We start from the raw sequence: 16,147 nt of genomic DNA, 5'->3' as shown, positions 1-16,147 counted from the left end.
GCCTCTTCCTCACTCCGGGATCTGCCTGCCCGTCTCATCAATAACGTATCCGCTCCACCGGATCATCTCCGAGACAGGCACCAGCTCATACCCCTGCGCCCGGATCTCCCGGATCAGGGGATCCAGGGCCCGGATGAGGGGATCGGCTTCATTATGCAAATGTATAATGGAGCCGTTTTTTAATTGCGCAGCCTCCACAATACTCTCCACGCCATAATTTTTCCAGTCCTGCGAATCCACATCCCACTCCACTGGCAGATATCCGCTTTGCCCGATCACCTGCAGCAGCCGGTCACTGTAAGCGCCGTAAGGAGCACGGAATACCTTCATCTCTACGCCTGTCATACGATGTACCGCCTCATGCACCGTCTGGATCTCCTGCTGGATCTCCCGCTTTTCCATAAAGGTCATATCCCTGTGGCTCTGACTGTGATTGCCCAGATCATGCCCGGCTGCGGCGATCCGCCTCACGTCCTCCGGGTACTGCTGTGCCCACTTCCCTGTCACAAAAAAGGTCGCCTTCACGTCATGCTGCTCCAGTATATCGAGGATCGCCTGGGCGCTTGCGCTGCCGCCATCCAGATCAAAGGTCAGCGCCGCCCGCTTTCCTCTCTCAGCCACGCTGCACACAGGACTGCTCCGGCTCTCCTTTACCACTCCCGCCGTACTGTTCACAGCCACACTCTTTTGCCCGGTCATATACGCACCGGCAAAAAAGACAGCCGAACACAGGCATAAAAGCCCCACGCCCCTGAACCGGTACCACGCGACCGGTATCTTTTTTTCTTCCATATCTTTCTCCGCCCGTTCTTTCTTATGTAACTATATGAGCTTGCGGAGGATATCATGCCATCAGGCAGCGCCGGATAATTTACAAATATATTCCATCCCTCTTAAGAATCTATTCATTTTCTTTGCCGAAATCTGTGATATAAATAGAATATATCAAACAGACCGCAGGAGAACGATTTACATGCGGCACAGCACATATTATCTTAGAAAGGCAGGGAGAGCTATATGAAAAAGAACCTTTTGCGAACTATCCTGACCGCAGGGATCGCCAGTATGCTTTTTGCACTCACGCTGACGGCTCAGGCAGCGTCAGACCGGTGGCAGAGTACGACTGCACGAAATGCAGAAAATAATATACAGATCAGCTTTCGAGATGTGCAGGTAACACTTCCGGAGAGCTGGGCAGGTAAATGCCAGATGGGAGCATCCAAGAGCAGCGTCACCTTTTATCAGACAAAATCCCGCAAGCTCTGGACCGAAGAGCTCGGCTACGCGAACGGCGGCCGCCTCTTCAGCATCTGCTTCTCTGACGATGACAGCTATACCGACGAGCCAAGCTACATGACGATCGGAAGCACCTCCGAGGGCACGTATTACGCGTCCTTCCCGACGGATCTGCAGGCATACACCAAAGACACCGCCGCCTACGAGGAATTTTCTGCCATGACAGCTGATATGGAATGGGTGAAGTCACACATCGCGCTCACAGTAGACAGCAGTATAAATACAGGAACCGACGGCGACTACATTTTCCCGCAGAGCTCCACTGCATATCTGAGCGCCGGTGATCTCTCCGGCATGAGCGCCGATCAGATACAGATGGCGATCAATGAGATCTATGCGCGCCATCACCGGAAATTTGTGCTCCAGGATGTTCAGAATTACTTTAATTCCAAATCCTGGTACAGCGGAACCGTTGAGGCAGAGGACTTCGATGTAAGCGTCATGAATGCTTATGAGGGCGCAAACGTTGCCCTCATGGTAGAACAGCTAAACAAGACAGCTGCTTCCAGCGAAACCGTCACGATCCTCCCCTCCTCTACAAAAGATGCCTACGGGATGATCATCGAGACAGGAGACGGATACTTCCGTGTCCGCATGGAGGACGGCAGCACAGTGCAGTTCTGGTATGACGAAGCCCGCCTTGGCGATATGGGACTCTCCAAAGACAGCTTCCAGGTCGGCGCAGTCACAAGCCTCGTATACGATACAGAATCCTACGAGGCCGTCAATATCCTGATCTGGTGACAGAGTGTAAACATAACCGCTATACACTGCATGCAAAAATCCGGAAGGACTCCCAAAATAAGGAGCTCTTCCGGATTTTTCTATGCACAGAGCGAAAATATCGCTCCATTGTCTCTTTTCCTGTTTTATCTCGTATATTCTCTGGCTGCTGCTTATACGGCGTCAATTCCTTATTGCCTGATCTCTGTCATAGCTGACCGCAGATCTCAGTCCCGGAATGTGATCTCGCCTGTCTTGTCATCCATTGATTCAACGATCGCCAGCGACTCCAGATGGATCCCTTTGGAACGGATGATGTCCCCGCCAACCTGAAAGCCCTTTTCGATCGCGATCCCGGCTCCGACCAGTGTCGCTCCGGACTCTTCTACCAGCTCGGCAAGCCCCTCAAGCGCTTTTCCATTTGCCAGGAAATCATCGATCAGCAGTACCTTGTCTCCCTCTCCGAGAAATTCCTTAGATACAATAATATCATACACTCTGCCGTGTGTGAAAGATTCTACACGGGATTTGTATACATCGCCCGCAATATTTTTGGTCTGGGTCTTTTTTGCAAAAACGACCGGCACATGGAACTCTTCTGCAACGACACATGCGATGCCGATTCCGGACGCTTCGATCGTAAGGATCTTATTGATCTCCTCTCCCTCAAATCTGCGTTTAAATTCTTTTCCCATCTCGCGGAACAGCGCTGTGTCCATCTGATGATTCAGGAAACTGTCAACCTTCAGCACGTTGCCTTCTTTTACTTTCCCGTCCTTGCGGATCCTGTCTTTTAATAACTGCATACTGTACCTCCATATGAATATTCGTTTCCGTATATTTTTTATTTTCACTTATGTTATTTTTCTATTGTACTGATAAACGAAGCAGGTTGCAACCCTTTCCCTGCAAATTTTTCTGTTAAAGGCTTTTGCAGCTGTCCTTCTGCATTGCCTTTTGCATTTATGACAGGATCTCTCGCGCCTGCGCCATGCGCTGTGCAAACTGCTCATAAAAATCCTGCCGCGTATCATACGGCTTCATATAAAAAAGCTTCAGTAAAAAGAGATTCGTATTCTTGCGTTCCTCATCCTGTCCGCTCTGCTGCAAACGGTTTTCGACGTCTTCCAGAAAATAATGCCACTCATTTACAAACGCTTCGTATCGTACAAGATCGGGCGTGTCGATCCATTTGGAAACCTTTACCTTTGTCTTGTTCTGCGCCGGGCACTCCTGCACCTGCAGAAAATACCGAAAAGAACGGCCGCCGGATGCAGACTCCTCATAATACCTGCCAAGCGGAAACAGTCTGCAGATCCCCGGACGATATGGATGGATACTGCATCTTCCCTCCTCATTTAAAAAACCGCACGATTCCTCCCGGCCGCTCATTTTCAGATTAGGCAGGATGATCCCGTCCACTACGTTCAGCTCAAGCTTGTCGGTCAGAAGCTCCAAAAAGCTGCGCGATGTCCCTGCCACCAGGCGGAACACATCGAGCGGGTCGAGGATTACGGATCCTCCCATCCCGCGGCAGCACGAGGAACACCCGCGGCAGCCGCCGCAGCCTGCCTTTACCATGTCATTTTTGCTGTATAATCTGCCGTCTGAGATCTCCTCCAGACTCACCTGTCGTTTCATATGTCCTCCTTACCTGCTCCTTTGTCTCCCGCGAAGCTTTTGTATCTGCCTGTTTGCCGATATGACACATGCGGCGGCTTTGTTCCTGGTTTATGCCGGATCTACATGCACCATAATGTGCTTGACCTGATCAAACTGTTTTTCGATCCCGTCGTGTACACACTGGGCGATCCCGTGTGCTTCCCGAAGCGGCAGATCTCCATCTGCCATAATGTCCACATCCACATAGATCCGATTTCCGAAGGTTCTCGTCCGCAGAAGGTCGATCCCCTCTACCCCGGGCTGCTCCAGCACAAAGCGGCGCAGCTCCTCTTCCAGCTGCGGGTCACACGCCGTATCTACCATTTTGTCAATTGCATCTTTAAATATATCATATGCCGCCTTCAAAATAAACAGGCAGATCACCACACTTGCCACAGGGTCAAGTACCGGGAAGCCCATCCGCGCGCCCAGTATACCGGCAAAGGCGCCGATCGACGAAAGAGAGTCTGACCGATGATGCCACGCGTCTGCCATCAGTGCGGAGGAACGGATCTTTTTTGCATAAAACCGCGTATACCAGTACATCCACTCTTTGACTGCCACGGATACGACTGCCGCGATCAGCGCCGCGATACCCGGCACTGCCAGATCCTGGTAATTGCCGCTTGCGATCTTCCGGATGCCCTCTATGCCGATGCCTGCGCCTGTAAGCGCCAGCACAACGGCGAGCAGGACCGCAGCTACACACTCCATGCGCTCATGGCCGTACGGATGCCTGCTGTCTGCCTCCTTTCCTGAGATGCGGATACCGATCATGACAATGATCGTACTAAATACGTCTGACGCTGAATGCACTGCATCGGAGATCATCGCCCCGGATGAGGCCAGAATACCTGCCGCAAGCTTTCCTGCTGAAAGCAGCACATTGACGAGAATGCTGACCTTTGAGACATGCATCGCAGTCTGTTCCATCTTGCTGATCTGCTGTTCCTTTTGTTTTAATTTTCCCATAATTATCCTCCCTGGATATTGCTGTTCCATATGACCTGCCTGTATTGATGCTCTTCCTGTTATATTACGCACCCGGGCAGGTACCTGTGCGTCTGTGCCGCGCAGGATGAAGAGTGCACGCAGCGTCATATCACAACAGGGCATCTGCGGAACGTCCCTGTTTCGATGTCCCGCAAATGCCCCGTTCTGGTTCATCCACTGTCAAAAAGACCCGGCAGCACACTGCTTCGGCGTGCCGCCTGCTCATCCTGTTCTGTTTTTCCGGCTCCTTATTTTACCTGGATCAGTTCGTACTGATCGCTTCCCAGACCGATCTTTACCGCATGCGCAATGCAGGATTTCCAGTTTGTCTCCGGCGCCACCTTTCCAAAATGATCACGGTGGTCGTGCTCATGATGCGCAACTGCATCGCCGAGCACGCTCTGTTCGATAGACGGCTGTGCATTTACCGCATCCGCACACGCCACATCCAGAGCAACCGGGTCAAAGGATGCAAACATTCCCACATCAGGAACGATCGCCGCATCATTTTCCGCATGACAGTCGCAGTTCGGCGATACGTCCATAACAAGGCTGATATGAAAATGCGGACGATCCTGGCAGACTGCCTTGGAATACTCTGCGATCTTGCAGTTCAAAATATCATTTGCCTCATAGGTTCCCGGCTGAATCGCATCCTTGGGACAGACGGCAATACAGCGGCCGCAGCCAACGCATTTGTTCCAGTCGATAGTAGCCTTTTTATCTGTCACAGAAGGCGCTCCATGCGCACAGATCCTGATACAGCGGCCACAGCCGATGCACTGCTCCTGCTCTACATACGGTTTTCCCTCACTGTGCATCTCCATCTTTCCGGCCCTGGAGCCGCACCCCATGCCGATATTTTTTAAGGCGCCGCCAAAGCCTGTCATTTCATGTCCCTTAAAATGAGACAGCGAGATGAAGATATCCGCATCCATGACTGCCCTTCCGATCTTTGCCTCTTTTACATACTCTCCGCCCTCAACCGGAACGTGTACCTCATCCGAACCCTTGAGTCCGTCCGCGATCAGCACATGACAGCCGGTCGCATACGGCACAAAGCCGTTTCCGTACGCAGAGTCAATATGGTCGAGCGCATTTTTTCTCCCGCCGACATACAGTGTGTTGCAGTCTGTCAAAAACGGCTTTCCGCCCAGCTCTTTCACTACATCTGCCACTGCCTTTGCATAATTGGGGCGCAAAAATGCGAGATTGCCCGGCTCCCCGAAATGCATCTTGATCGCCACATACTGATCCTCAAAATCAATCGTTCCGATCCCTGCCTCGCGGATCAGCCTCTTTAGCTTCTCCAGAAGATTATCCCCCATATTTACACGCAGGTCTGTGAAATATACCTTTGATTTTTCCATTTTGTATACCTCCTCGTATCCCGCGGCACACTGCCGCCCTGTCATCCTTTTGCTTTTGCAGTTCCTCTCTCCTGCGCTACAGACGAAACACTGCATCTGCGCCAAGGAGCTCACAGTCCTCCTCCTGATGGGTCACAACAAGAAGAGTCCGGCCCTTCCTGTACTGCAGGATACTGCAAATCGTCCTTCGCTTTGTCTGATCATCAAGCCCCGCAAACGGCTCGTCCATGACAAGAAGCTCACAGGGAGCGGCGAGCGCTCTCGCTATTGCCACGCGCCGGCGCATGCCTCCGCTCAGCCTTAAGACCGGTCTGCCCCAGGCTTCCTGTTCCAGCAGACTTGAGAGGATCTCCTCTGACTGCGTTGCTCCCCCGCCCCGCTCCTGGGCTGTCAGCCTGACATTTGTCAGCGCATCCGCAAATTCCAGCAGACGGTCCTCCTGAAATACAGCCCCGATCCGTATGCCCGCATGCTTTGCGCTTCTCATCTCAGAGCGCTGCTTTTTACGCTGACCCTCGTACTCTTGTGCCGACGCCCCGGCACATGCTTCCCGTGTCTTAGCATCACAGAGGATCCTGCCTGCATCCGGCTGCTCAAGCCCCATCAGAATCCGCAAAAATGTCGTTTTCCCAATACCGGAAGCTCCTGATAAACAGTATATACCACCGCACTCCATCTGTACAGTAAAATCCTCAAGTACCGCCCTGCCCTCATACGCTTTTGAAATATGCTCCAAACGAATCATTCCGACGCCTCCTGACACGCTGCACACCCTCGCCGCACATCAAGCAGAGAAAGCAGCCGCAAAAACAAAAGCTCAAACAGCCTGCTCACCAGTATGATGACAAGCGTCCAGGCAAACAGCTCTGCCGTACTCAGATAGATCTTTGCCATGTACAGCTTTTCCCCGATCGACAGATCCGGTACACCGATCACCTCAGCCGCCACACCAGATTTCCACGCCATTGCCAATGCCACCTGGCTTCCTGAAAACAGGTGTGGAAACAGCGCCGGCCAGTAAATGCAGCGAAAACGGCGCAGAGTTCCCATACGGTACACCTGCGCCATCTCAAGCAGCTTCGGATCTGCGCAGCGCACGCCCGCGAGCGTATTCCGGTAGATCACAGGAAACACCACAAGAAAACTGATCAGCACAGACAGATTTTCTGAACCGATCCAGATCAGTGCAAGGATCACGAACGAAGCGACCGGTACTGCCTGCAGGCAGCCCACTGCCGGCTCCAGAAATTCGGCCAGCAGGCGAAAGCGCCCTGCTGCCATACCGCCAAGCACCCCGACAGTAAATGCTATCAGAAAGCCTCCGCAGATCTTTGCCGAGGAATGCAGGACCGTCATCCAGAACTCTGCCTCCGTCACCTGCACGGCCAGTGCCCGGCACACCTGTACCGGGCCGACAAACACGATCGGCTGACCGATCTGCCGCGCTGCAAACTGCCACAGCAGCAGCCAGACCGCCACGATCCCGACTGTCCTTATCCCCTTTTTCATACGCCTCGATCTCTGCACTCTCTCAACCTCTGCATTTCTGCTGCCGGACCGCACATGTCTGCACATCTGCATTATTCCGGCATATAATAAAAGTCTTCCTCCGGAAGCGCTCCGCCTACCGACTTCGGATCCATCTCATGCAAAGCCTCCAGATAGCCGCCCAGCTTTTCCTGCATCTCCCTGCCCTTAATGCAGACAATATTGCACAGCGGAACCGCCTTCTGCGCTATCGCCGCGCTCGGGACGATCTCAAGCTGCTCGATCAGCCCGGCTACTTCCTCCAGGTTCTCATTCGTATATGCCGCCGAATATCCATGATCCTCCAGGAACCCCTCTACGGCCTCCTCATGATCCTCCAGATACTCTGTGCGCACGACTGTCACACCGGTCACCAGGCTGCTTCCGCCCTCCTCCTGCAATGCGTCCCATTCCTCTGTCAGGTCAAGCGCGATCCGAAGCTTCTCATTCTTCGACTGAGCCACGGTGACAAAGGGCTGCGGCAGCAGACCCACCGCATGCTCATCCTCTGCAAGCACAGAGACAACCTCTGCCGCCTCAGACTTATACTCCAGCTTTACATCCTCTGTTGTCAGGCCATGCTGATCGAGCAGATACCGGATCACAAAATCAGGCGAGGTTCCTTTCCCGGTCAGATACAGTGTCTTGCCCTTCAGATCTTCGACAGAGTGGATCGTATCTCCCATCTCTGTCACATACAGAACGCCGAGCGTATTGATATCGACAGCCTTTACACCGCCCTGCGTCTTGTTGTACAAAATGGCAGCCACATTCGCCGGAAGCAGTGCAATATCTACCTCCTCATTGAGTACCATTGCCATCAGCTCATCCGCCGCTGTGACCATCGTTGTCTCATAGGAATTATTCTCGGTGCGGTCAGATACCGGTACGCCAAGCGACGCGATCCCCATCGTGGTCGGTCCCTTCAGTCCCCCGACCCTCACCGTCTCTTTTGCAGAAGCTGCCGTCGCAGCTGCAAGCACACTCGCAAGAAGCACTGCAGATATCGCCAGATTCTTTTTCTTCATAGCCGTTCCTCCTTTTTATGCTTCGAGCAGAAACGCAAGGTAACCTTTCTTTGCCTCGTATACGTCAGACTTGCTTGTAACCTCCATCGGCGCATGCATGTTCAATACTGCGACGCCGCTGTCGATAACCTCCATGCCGTACAGTGCGGAAATGTATGCGATCGTTCCGCCTCCTCCGACATCGACCTTTCCAAGCTCTGCCGTCTGGAAGGCTACGTTATGCTTCTCAAGCAGAGCACGGATCCCTGCAAAATACTCTGCGTTTGCATCGTTGCTTCCGCTCTTTCCGCGTGCGCCTGTATACTTGTTAAATACCAGTCCCTTTCCAAAGTATGCGCTGTTTTTCTTTTCAAAATAAGACGCATACAGCGGATCGTACGCAGCGCTTACATCAGAAGAGAGCATCCGGCAGCGGCTCAAGCAGCGGCGCAGATCCAGCTCACTGTACTCGCCCAGACAGTTCATCAGCTCTGCGACTGTATTTTCAAAGAACCGTGACTGCATACCCGTTGCCCCGACGCTTCCGATCTCTTCCTTGTCTACCAGCAGACAGCAGCAGGTATAATCCTGCGTATCCACAGCAAGCTGTGCCTCCAGAGAAGTGTATGCACATACGCGGTCGTCCTGTCCGTATGCCATGATCATGCTGCGGTCAAGTCCGCAGTCTCTTGACTTTGACGCCGGAACGATCTCCAGCTCTGCTGAGAGAAAGTCATCCTCCTCAATATCGTATTTTTCTTTCAGGATCCCGAGGATATTTGCCTTTACAGCCTCTTTCTCCTTCTTTTCCGCAGCGTCCCCGTCTTCTGATACGAGCGGACGGCTGCCGATCAGGATATCCAGATCCTCGCCCTCGATCACAAGACGCGCTTTTTTCTCAAGCTGCTCTCCGGCCAGATGGATCAGAAGATCTGACACAAAGACAACCGGATCGGACTCCTGCTCCCCGATGCAGATATCGACCACTGTGCCGTCCTTCTTTGCCACGATACCGTGAATAGCAAGCGGGATCGTCACCCACTGATACTTCTTGACGCCGCCGTAATAGTGCGTGTCAAGGTAGGCAAGCTCTGTATCCTCATACAGCGGATTCTGCTTCAGATCAAGGCGCGGCGAATCAATATGCGCTCCAAGGATCCGCATTCCCTTTTTCAGCGGCTTTCTGCCGATATGGAACAAAGAGATCGCCTTCTCCATAAATACTGCATACACCTTGTCGCCGGCGGACAGCTTTTTCCCTGACTGGATCACTTCATTCAGATCCTCATAGCCATGCTCCTTTGCAATGCGCACAGCCTCTCTTACACACTCGCGCTCTGTCTTTCCTGCATCCAGAAATGCGCGGTAGCGCACAGCGAGCTCCTCAAGCTCCTTTAACTGCTCCGGTGAATATGATTTCCAAGCATTTTCCTGTTTCATCGTAATATCCTCCTGTCATTGTATCTGATTTTACACTGTTTTTTGCGGCTTTTACGCCGCACACTCCGTTTTCCGAAGCTTTTATCCTTCTTTTTGTATCTCCTTTTGCCTTTGCTGCAATTCCCTGAAAAACTGCACGGTAAACGGGATACAGATAAAAAATGAGATCGCATCAGCAAGCGGCTGTGACAGCTCCACGCCCTTCATGCCGAAGAAATACGGCAGGATCAGCACCAGCGGCAAAAATACATACCCCTGTCTGGCTGATGCGAGCAAAGTCGCCACCTTCGACTTGCCGATCGTCTGAAACGTCATATTGCAGCATGTCGCAAGCGGCAGAAACGGCATCGCTGCGCACTGCATCCGCATCGCCTCCGTACCGATCTGTACGACCTGCGGGTCACTGTCAATAAACAGCCGGATCATCTGCGGCGCCGCCCAGAAGCCGATCGCACCGAACAGGACCATAAAAACAGTCGCTGTCCGCGTCATAAAAAGAAACGCCTGTTTTACACGGTCATACCTTCTGGCGCCGTAATTATATCCGGCCACAGGCTGATATCCCTGCCCAAAGCCGATCACTACAGAAAAGATCAGCATAAATACCTTTGTGACGATCGCCATCGCCGACACGGCAGAGTCTCCATACGCAGCAGCCTGCTTATTCATTGCGATCATCGCCACGCTCGCCAGACCCTGCCGGAAAAATGACGGCATCCCGTATGAGGCGATCTGAACGTAGCGCTTCAGCGTGCGTGACGCGTTGCGCAGATTCAGCTTCGCGATCGTGCGCCCGCTCACAAACATATAGAGAAGGATGCCAAAGCTGACTATCTGACTGAGCGCTGTCGCTATAGCTGCCCCGGCGATCCCCATATGAAAAACAAAAATAAACAGCGGATCCAGAAAAATATTCAGCACGCCTCCGAATGCGATGCCGACCATCGCAAACCGCGCTTTTCCTTCCGCACACAGCATCTTATTGAGCGTCAGCGAGCCAATGAGAAACGGCGCCGCATACAGAATATACTGCGCATATTCCATGGCGTACGGGCGGATCGTCTGCGTCGCTCCAAGGAGCGTCACGAGCGGGTCGAGGAACACGACTCCGCATACTGCGATGATCACACCCAGAAGCAGGGAAAAATAAAATCCGCTCGCTGCCACTTCAGATGCAAGCCGCTCCTGCTTTTCTCCCAGCAGCCGCGACATCCAGCTGCCTGCTCCCATGCCGATCAGAAAGCCGGCTGACTGGATGATCCCCATCAGGGACATCACAATCCCCACTGCCCCCGATGCACTCGTGCCAAGCTGGGACACGAAGTACGTATCTGCCGTATTATAGATCGCCGTCACCATCATACTGATGATCGTCGGGACTGCAAGCGACAGGATCAGACGGGAAACCGGCTGCTCTGTCATTTTTTTATACTGGGCGTCTTTTAGATCCATGCCACACCTCCGTTCTCCCTGCGCAGGCACGCTGCGTCTGCGCCGTTTTCCTGATCTGTTTTTCTCTGTCCGGATCTCGTTTTGCCGATCAGCAGATTTCTGCCCCTGCCGGCATCTTCTTTTCCGGCACCATCAGTGAAAGCTCTCCGTTCTCATCCTCCGCGCACAGGATCATGCCCTCAGAAAGCACTCCGGCCAGCTTCGCAGGCTTCAGGTTCACCAGCACCATAACCTTCTTTCCGACCATTTCTTCTGCTGAGTAGTGCGCCTTGATGCCGGATACGATCTGACGCACCTGGCTGCCGATCTTCACCTTGGAGCAGAGCAGCTTTCTCGATTTCTTTACTTCCTCACAGGCGATGATCTCACCCACCTGGAACTGCATTTTTTCAAAATCATCAAATGTGATCTCTTCCTTTGGCTCAATATCGATCACGCTCTCCTGCGCTTCATCTGCTGCACTCTTCTCCTCTGCGCCTTCCTGCTCCTGAGCGTTTCCTGCATCTGTCTGCCCGAGCGCTGCGAGCTGCGCTTTCTGCAGCTCTTCTGCCTTTGCCAGGATCTCTTTGATATCCAGACGTGCAAACAGGATCTCCGGCTTGTCTGTTACCTTTGTGCCGGATGTATACAGGCCATACTGATCCATACGCTCCAGTCCGCGCTTTTTCGCATGTAGCTGTGCCAGGATCTTTGCAGAGGTCTCCGGCATAAAGGATTCCAGCAGCTCTGCTCCAATGCTGATACATTCCGTCAGATTGTAGAGTACCGTAGCCAGACGGTCCTGCTTCGTTTCATCCTTTGCAAGCGCCCACGGCATGGTCTCATCAATGTATTTATTGCAGCGTTTGAACAGAGTAAAGATTTCACTGATCGCATCTGCCACACGCAGCTGATCCATCTTCTTTGCCGCATTTACCGGAACTGCAAGAGCTGCTGCCCTGAGCTCCTCATCCACCGGCTCTGCCGCGCCGCGGTTCTCCACCACGCCGCCAAAATACTTATTGGTCATAGAAATCGTACGGTTCACAAGATTTCCAAGTGTGTTCGCCAGATCCGAATTCAGACGCTCGACCATAAGCTCCCATGTGATCACACCGTCATTTTCAAACGGCATCTCATGCAGAACAAAGTAGCGCACCGCATCCACGCCAAACATATCAGCCAGATCATCTGCGTACAGTACGTTGCCTTTTGACTTGCTCATCTTGCCCTCGCCCTGCAGCAACCACGGATGTCCGAAGATCTGCTTTGGAAGCGGCAGATCGAGCGCCATCAGGAAGATCGGCCAGTAGATCGTATGGAAACGGATAATATCCTTTCCGATCAGATGCAGGTCTGCCGGCCAGTCCTTCTTAAACTGCTCTGTGCTCTCGCCGTCACAGTCATAGCCGATCCCCGTGATATAGTTGGTCAGCGCATCCAGCCATACATACGTCACATGCTTCGGGTCAAACGATACCGGAATGCCCCATTTAAAAGAGGTTCTCGATACACACAGATCCTGCAGACCCGGAAGCAGGAAATTGTTCATCATCTCATTTTTTCTCGATACCGGCTGAATAAACTCCGGATGCGTATTGATATGCTCGATCAGGCGGTCTGCATATTTGCTCATACGGAAGAAATAAGCCTCCTCACTCGCCGGCTTTACCTCGCGTCCGCAGTCCGGGCACTTCCCGTCCACCAGCTGCGACTCTGTCCAGAAGGACTCGCACGGCGTACAGTACAGTCCCTCATACGAGCCTTTATAAATATCGCCCTGGTCGTACAGCTTCTTGAAAATCTTCTGTACCTGCTTCTCATGATCCTCATCCGTCGTCCTGATAAATTTGTCATACGATGTATTCATCAGATCCCAGATCCGTTTGATCTCGCCTGCGACACGGTCCACATACTCCTTCGGTGTGATGCCCGCCTCCGCAGCCTTCAGCTCAATCTTCTGCCCGTGCTCATCCGTCCCTGTCTGAAAGAACACATCATATCCCTGCGCACGCTTAAAGCGCGCGATGCTGTCTGCAAGGATCGCCTCGTACGTATTGCCGATGTGCGGCTTGCCTGAGGTATAGGCGATGGCCGTTGTCATATAATACTTTGGTTTACTCATCTCATTTCCTCCTGTCCTGTCTGATAATTTTCCCATGCAATAAAAAACGCCCGGTCTTCTATCGATCCAGAAGACGAGCATGCCCGTGTTACCACTTCTTTTCATCTGCACCTCACAGTGCAGACCTCAACGAGTACTTCTTATTCCATACTCTGCCGCTGTAACAGGCGGACCTGTCATAGCCTGACAGCATACTGCTGCTTGGCTACACTCCTCCAAATCCATCTTCTGCACACGCTCCTGCATCCCTTCTCAGCGCCGGGATTCTCTGTAGCACTCCTGTATGCATACTCTCTTTCTCATCGGATTTCTCTATTATTTAAGTTACCATACTGCGAATTTTCTGTCAAGACGCCCGGCCGAGGATGGACAAAATATTTGCTGCCATTCGTCCGGCCATCCGGGCAAAGGAGCTGCCGCGCAGCTGATATCTCCGCATACGCGGCTAAATCCCTGCATAGACTGTCTTAAAAATATCTGCGGGAGTATTCATATGGAACTCCTTTTATCCAGACTGAGATCACTTATCCACGGGAAACGCCCCGACGCTCCCCGATCCGGCGCTCCCAAAAAGCCGTTTCCCGGAGCGCTTCCTCTGACTGCTCTTATCCTCGGCGCAGTGCTTCTGCTTCTTATCCTACGCCTTTTCGTCAAAGCACCTCCCGGCTTTCTTCTCACCGAGGATAAAAAATTTGAACAGTTTACAGAAAACATCTTCCGAAACGAGATGAGCGGCAGCACGCTGAACCTGCACTACACGATCGCAGATCCCGCTGCTTATCAGATCGATACCGCCGAGGTCTCCCTTGGAAATGCCAGCCTTGCCGCCCGGCAGCAGGCGATCGCATCGACAGAAAATTATCTCAATACCCTGAAACAGTTTGATCCCGACAAGCTCTCCGAAAAGCACCGTCTTACCTATGAGGTTTTCCGCGCCCATCTGGAAACAGAGCTTGCTGCCGCGGATTATCTTCTGTATGATGAGCCGCTTAGTCCGACCCTTGGCATCCAGGCACAGCTGCCGGTCCTGCTCGCAGAGTACACCTTCCGGACCAGACGTGATATAGAGGACTATCTGTCCCTGCTTTCCCAGATCCCGGATTACTTCTCTTCCATCCTATCTTTTGAGCGTGAAAAGGCTGCCGCCGGGCTGTTTATGAGCCGCGCCTGTGCGGATGAGGTAGTAAAGCAATGTAAAGAATTTATCCAGGATCCGCAAAAAAACTATCTGATCACTATTTTTGACGAAAAAATAGACGCCATACAAAATCTCTCGGCAGATGAAAAGATTTCCTACAAAAGCCGCAATCAGTCAATCCTGACCGGGTATGTTATCCCTGCCTATCAGGAGCTCAGCGCGAAGATCGCTTCTTATGCGGGAAGCAGTACAAATACACAGGGGCTGTACCATTATCCGCAGGGGAGCGCATATTATCAGTATCTCGTAAAGAGCACGGTCGGAGATGACCGCCCGATTGAAAAGATCGAAGAGGCGATCAAAAAACAGGTAGTCGAAGACTTTACAGCGATCCAGCAGCTCGCAGCATCGCGGCAGCCTGCAAAAAAGGAGTCCTCTGATACGCAGGCGCAAAGCAATGAGCCAGATTCTGATGCGCAGGCGCAAAGCGATGAGCCGGATTCTGATACACAGGCGCAGCGTACCGATCCGATCGCTGAAGAGGTATGGAGCGCTGGAGTCATGCGCATGCTGCCGATCGACATGGCTGTATTAGAAAGCTGTGACCCCACGCTGCGCGCCCGCAGCAGCGCAGAAACGAAAAGCGAGGCTTCCGGCACCTCCATTCCGGCCGCCATGCTGGCGGAGCTGCGGGAAAAGATCACAACCGATTTTCCCGTCCTCCCGGACGTCTCCTGCGATATTAAATATGTACACGAATCCCTGCAAAAATATTTAAGCCCTGCCTTTTATCTGACGCCGGCAATTGATGATTACCAGAATAATGTCATCTATATTAACCCGGACAATAATTATGACAGCATCGAGCTTTTTACCACACTGGCGCACGAGGGATACCCCGGGCATCTCTATCAGTCGGTTTACTGGAACGCGACACAGCCGGATCTTTTGCGCACGCTTCTTGACACGGGAGGCTACACCGAAGGATGGGCGACCTACGTTGAGATGTACGCCTTTGGTCTGTGGGAGGAAGACCCTTCCCTGGCTGCGCTGTATCAAAAGAACCGTTCTTTTACGCTTGGGCTCGCCTCGCTGCTTGATATCGGGATCCATTACCGCGGGTACTCCTTAAATGACGTCACTGCCTTTCTCTCCAAACTCGGTTTTTCGGAGGATACTGCGCAGATGCTCTACCAGAGTATCCTGCAGGCGCCTGCCAACTACCTGAAGTACTACGTCGGATATCTGAATTTCTGTGACCTGCGCGATGATGTTGCCGCCGTACAAAAGGACCGCTTTTCTCTGCGGGAATTTCACCGTATGATCCTTGAGACCGGACCTGCGCCGTTTTATATCCTGCGCCAGGAGATCAGCCGCAAGGTGATCCATCCATAACTTACCGCTCTGTGCTACACGAACCATACCGGGAGGTCCT

Annotated in this window: 13 protein-coding genes and 1 riboswitch; of the genes, 2 read left to right on the top strand and 11 right to left on the bottom strand. The window is 52.6% G+C overall.

Features of this window, described 5'->3' with window-relative positions; all coding sequences use genetic code 11:
• Window positions 1–9: 9 nt before the first annotated feature.
• A complete protein-coding gene (locus tag QOX44_RS14810; protein WP_283684213.1) occupies window positions 10–792 on the bottom strand; it encodes a polysaccharide deacetylase family protein in 783 nt (260 codons plus the stop codon).
• Between the two features lie 225 nt (window positions 793–1,017).
• Here QOX44_RS14810 and QOX44_RS14805 point away from each other — a divergent pair, with 225 nt between their 5' ends.
• Window positions 1,018–2,040: a YARHG domain-containing protein gene (locus tag QOX44_RS14805; RefSeq protein WP_283684212.1), complete on the top strand. Its 1,023-nt coding sequence runs from the start codon at window positions 1,018–1,020 to the stop codon at window positions 2,038–2,040.
• Between the two features lie 206 nt (window positions 2,041–2,246).
• On the opposite strand, the gene QOX44_RS14800 is transcribed toward QOX44_RS14805, so the two are convergent.
• The 10 genes from QOX44_RS14800 to metG all read right to left on the bottom strand — a co-directional run bounded on the left by QOX44_RS14800 (window position 2,247) and on the right by metG (window position 13,574).
• The gene (locus QOX44_RS14800) at window positions 2,247–2,825 is read right to left on the bottom strand and encodes a xanthine phosphoribosyltransferase (RefSeq protein ID WP_283684210.1); all 579 of its coding nucleotides are present in this window, start codon (window positions 2,823–2,825) and stop codon (window positions 2,247–2,249) included.
• 157 nt (window positions 2,826–2,982) lie between these two features.
• A complete protein-coding gene (locus QOX44_RS14795; RefSeq protein WP_283684209.1) occupies window positions 2,983–3,660 on the bottom strand; it encodes a YkgJ family cysteine cluster protein in 678 nt (225 codons plus the stop codon).
• A gap of 90 nt (window positions 3,661–3,750) precedes the next feature.
• Entirely contained in the window at window positions 3,751–4,653 is a 903-nt protein-coding gene (locus QOX44_RS14790; protein ID WP_283684207.1) for a cation diffusion facilitator family transporter, read from the bottom strand.
• 163 nt (window positions 4,654–4,816) lie between these two features.
• Window positions 4,817–4,910: riboswitch (NiCo riboswitch) on the bottom strand.
• Between the two features lie 12 nt (window positions 4,911–4,922).
• Window positions 4,923–6,044, bottom strand: coding sequence for a DUF362 domain-containing protein (locus QOX44_RS14785; protein WP_283684205.1), 1,122 nt, complete (start codon window positions 6,042–6,044; stop codon window positions 4,923–4,925).
• A 76-nt stretch (window positions 6,045–6,120) separates the two neighbouring features.
• Window positions 6,121–6,789: an ATP-binding cassette domain-containing protein gene (locus QOX44_RS14780; protein ID WP_283684202.1), complete on the bottom strand. Its 669-nt coding sequence runs from the start codon at window positions 6,787–6,789 to the stop codon at window positions 6,121–6,123.
• On the bottom strand, window positions 6,786–7,553 hold the full coding sequence (locus tag QOX44_RS14775; protein ID WP_283684200.1) for an ABC transporter permease: 768 nt from the start codon (window positions 7,551–7,553) through the stop codon (window positions 6,786–6,788). The genes QOX44_RS14780 and QOX44_RS14775 overlap by 4 nt, the downstream gene beginning before the upstream one ends.
• Window positions 7,554–7,624: 71 nt before the next feature.
• The gene (locus QOX44_RS14770) at window positions 7,625–8,599 is read right to left on the bottom strand and encodes an ABC transporter substrate-binding protein (RefSeq protein WP_283684199.1); all 975 of its coding nucleotides are present in this window, start codon (window positions 8,597–8,599) and stop codon (window positions 7,625–7,627) included.
• A 15-nt stretch (window positions 8,600–8,614) separates the two neighbouring features.
• Window positions 8,615–10,018 (bottom strand): aminopeptidase, encoded by a 1,404-nt coding sequence (locus QOX44_RS14765; protein ID WP_283684198.1) that lies wholly within the window; start codon window positions 10,016–10,018, stop codon window positions 8,615–8,617.
• An 81-nt stretch (window positions 10,019–10,099) separates the two neighbouring features.
• Window positions 10,100–11,470: an MATE family efflux transporter gene (locus QOX44_RS14760; protein ID WP_283684196.1), complete on the bottom strand. Its 1,371-nt coding sequence runs from the start codon at window positions 11,468–11,470 to the stop codon at window positions 10,100–10,102.
• A gap of 88 nt (window positions 11,471–11,558) precedes the next feature.
• Window positions 11,559–13,574, bottom strand: a complete 2,016-nt coding sequence (gene metG, locus QOX44_RS14755; protein ID WP_283684194.1) for a methionine--tRNA ligase — start codon at window positions 13,572–13,574, stop codon at window positions 11,559–11,561.
• Window positions 13,575–14,067: 493 nt separating this feature from the next.
• Between metG and QOX44_RS14750 the strand changes: the two genes are divergently transcribed.
• The gene (locus QOX44_RS14750; protein WP_283684192.1) at window positions 14,068–16,107 is read left to right on the top strand and encodes a DUF885 domain-containing protein; all 2,040 of its coding nucleotides are present in this window, start codon (window positions 14,068–14,070) and stop codon (window positions 16,105–16,107) included.
• Window positions 16,108–16,147: the final 40 nt, after the last annotated feature.

Source organism: Parablautia sp. Marseille-Q6255, assembly GCF_951230155.1.
GTDB lineage: Bacteria > Bacillota > Clostridia > Lachnospirales > Lachnospiraceae > Choladousia.
The sequence above is the reverse complement of the archived record's forward strand: the minus strand, read 5'-3'. Positions and strand labels throughout refer to the sequence as shown.

What these genes read in the sequence shown, in the direction of transcription:
- QOX44_RS14810 (WP_283684213.1), bottom strand. Translation starts at nt 792, where the DNA reads ATGGAAGAAAAAAAGATACCGGTCGCGTGGTACCGGTTCAGGGGCGTG.
- QOX44_RS14805 (WP_283684212.1), top strand. Translation starts at nt 1,018, where the DNA reads ATGAAAAAGAACCTTTTGCGAACTATCCTGACCGCAGGGATCGCCAGT.
- QOX44_RS14800 (WP_283684210.1), bottom strand. Translation starts at nt 2,825, where the DNA reads ATGCAGTTATTAAAAGACAGGATCCGCAAGGACGGGAAAGTAAAAGAA.
- QOX44_RS14795 (WP_283684209.1), bottom strand. Translation starts at nt 3,660, where the DNA reads ATGAAACGACAGGTGAGTCTGGAGGAGATCTCAGACGGCAGATTATAC.
- QOX44_RS14790 (WP_283684207.1), bottom strand. Translation starts at nt 4,653, where the DNA reads ATGGGAAAATTAAAACAAAAGGAACAGCAGATCAGCAAGATGGAACAG.
- QOX44_RS14785 (WP_283684205.1), bottom strand. Translation starts at nt 6,044, where the DNA reads ATGGAAAAATCAAAGGTATATTTCACAGACCTGCGTGTAAATATGGGG.
- QOX44_RS14780 (WP_283684202.1), bottom strand. Translation starts at nt 6,789, where the DNA reads ATGATTCGTTTGGAGCATATTTCAAAAGCGTATGAGGGCAGGGCGGTA.
- QOX44_RS14775 (WP_283684200.1), bottom strand. Translation starts at nt 7,553, where the DNA reads ATGAAAAAGGGGATAAGGACAGTCGGGATCGTGGCGGTCTGGCTGCTG.
- QOX44_RS14770 (WP_283684199.1), bottom strand. Translation starts at nt 8,599, where the DNA reads ATGAAGAAAAAGAATCTGGCGATATCTGCAGTGCTTCTTGCGAGTGTG.
- QOX44_RS14765 (WP_283684198.1), bottom strand. Translation starts at nt 10,018, where the DNA reads ATGAAACAGGAAAATGCTTGGAAATCATATTCACCGGAGCAGTTAAAG.
- QOX44_RS14760 (WP_283684196.1), bottom strand. Translation starts at nt 11,470, where the DNA reads ATGGATCTAAAAGACGCCCAGTATAAAAAAATGACAGAGCAGCCGGTT.
- metG (WP_283684194.1), bottom strand. Translation starts at nt 13,574, where the DNA reads ATGAGTAAACCAAAGTATTATATGACAACGGCCATCGCCTATACCTCA.
- QOX44_RS14750 (WP_283684192.1), top strand. Translation starts at nt 14,068, where the DNA reads ATGGAACTCCTTTTATCCAGACTGAGATCACTTATCCACGGGAAACGC.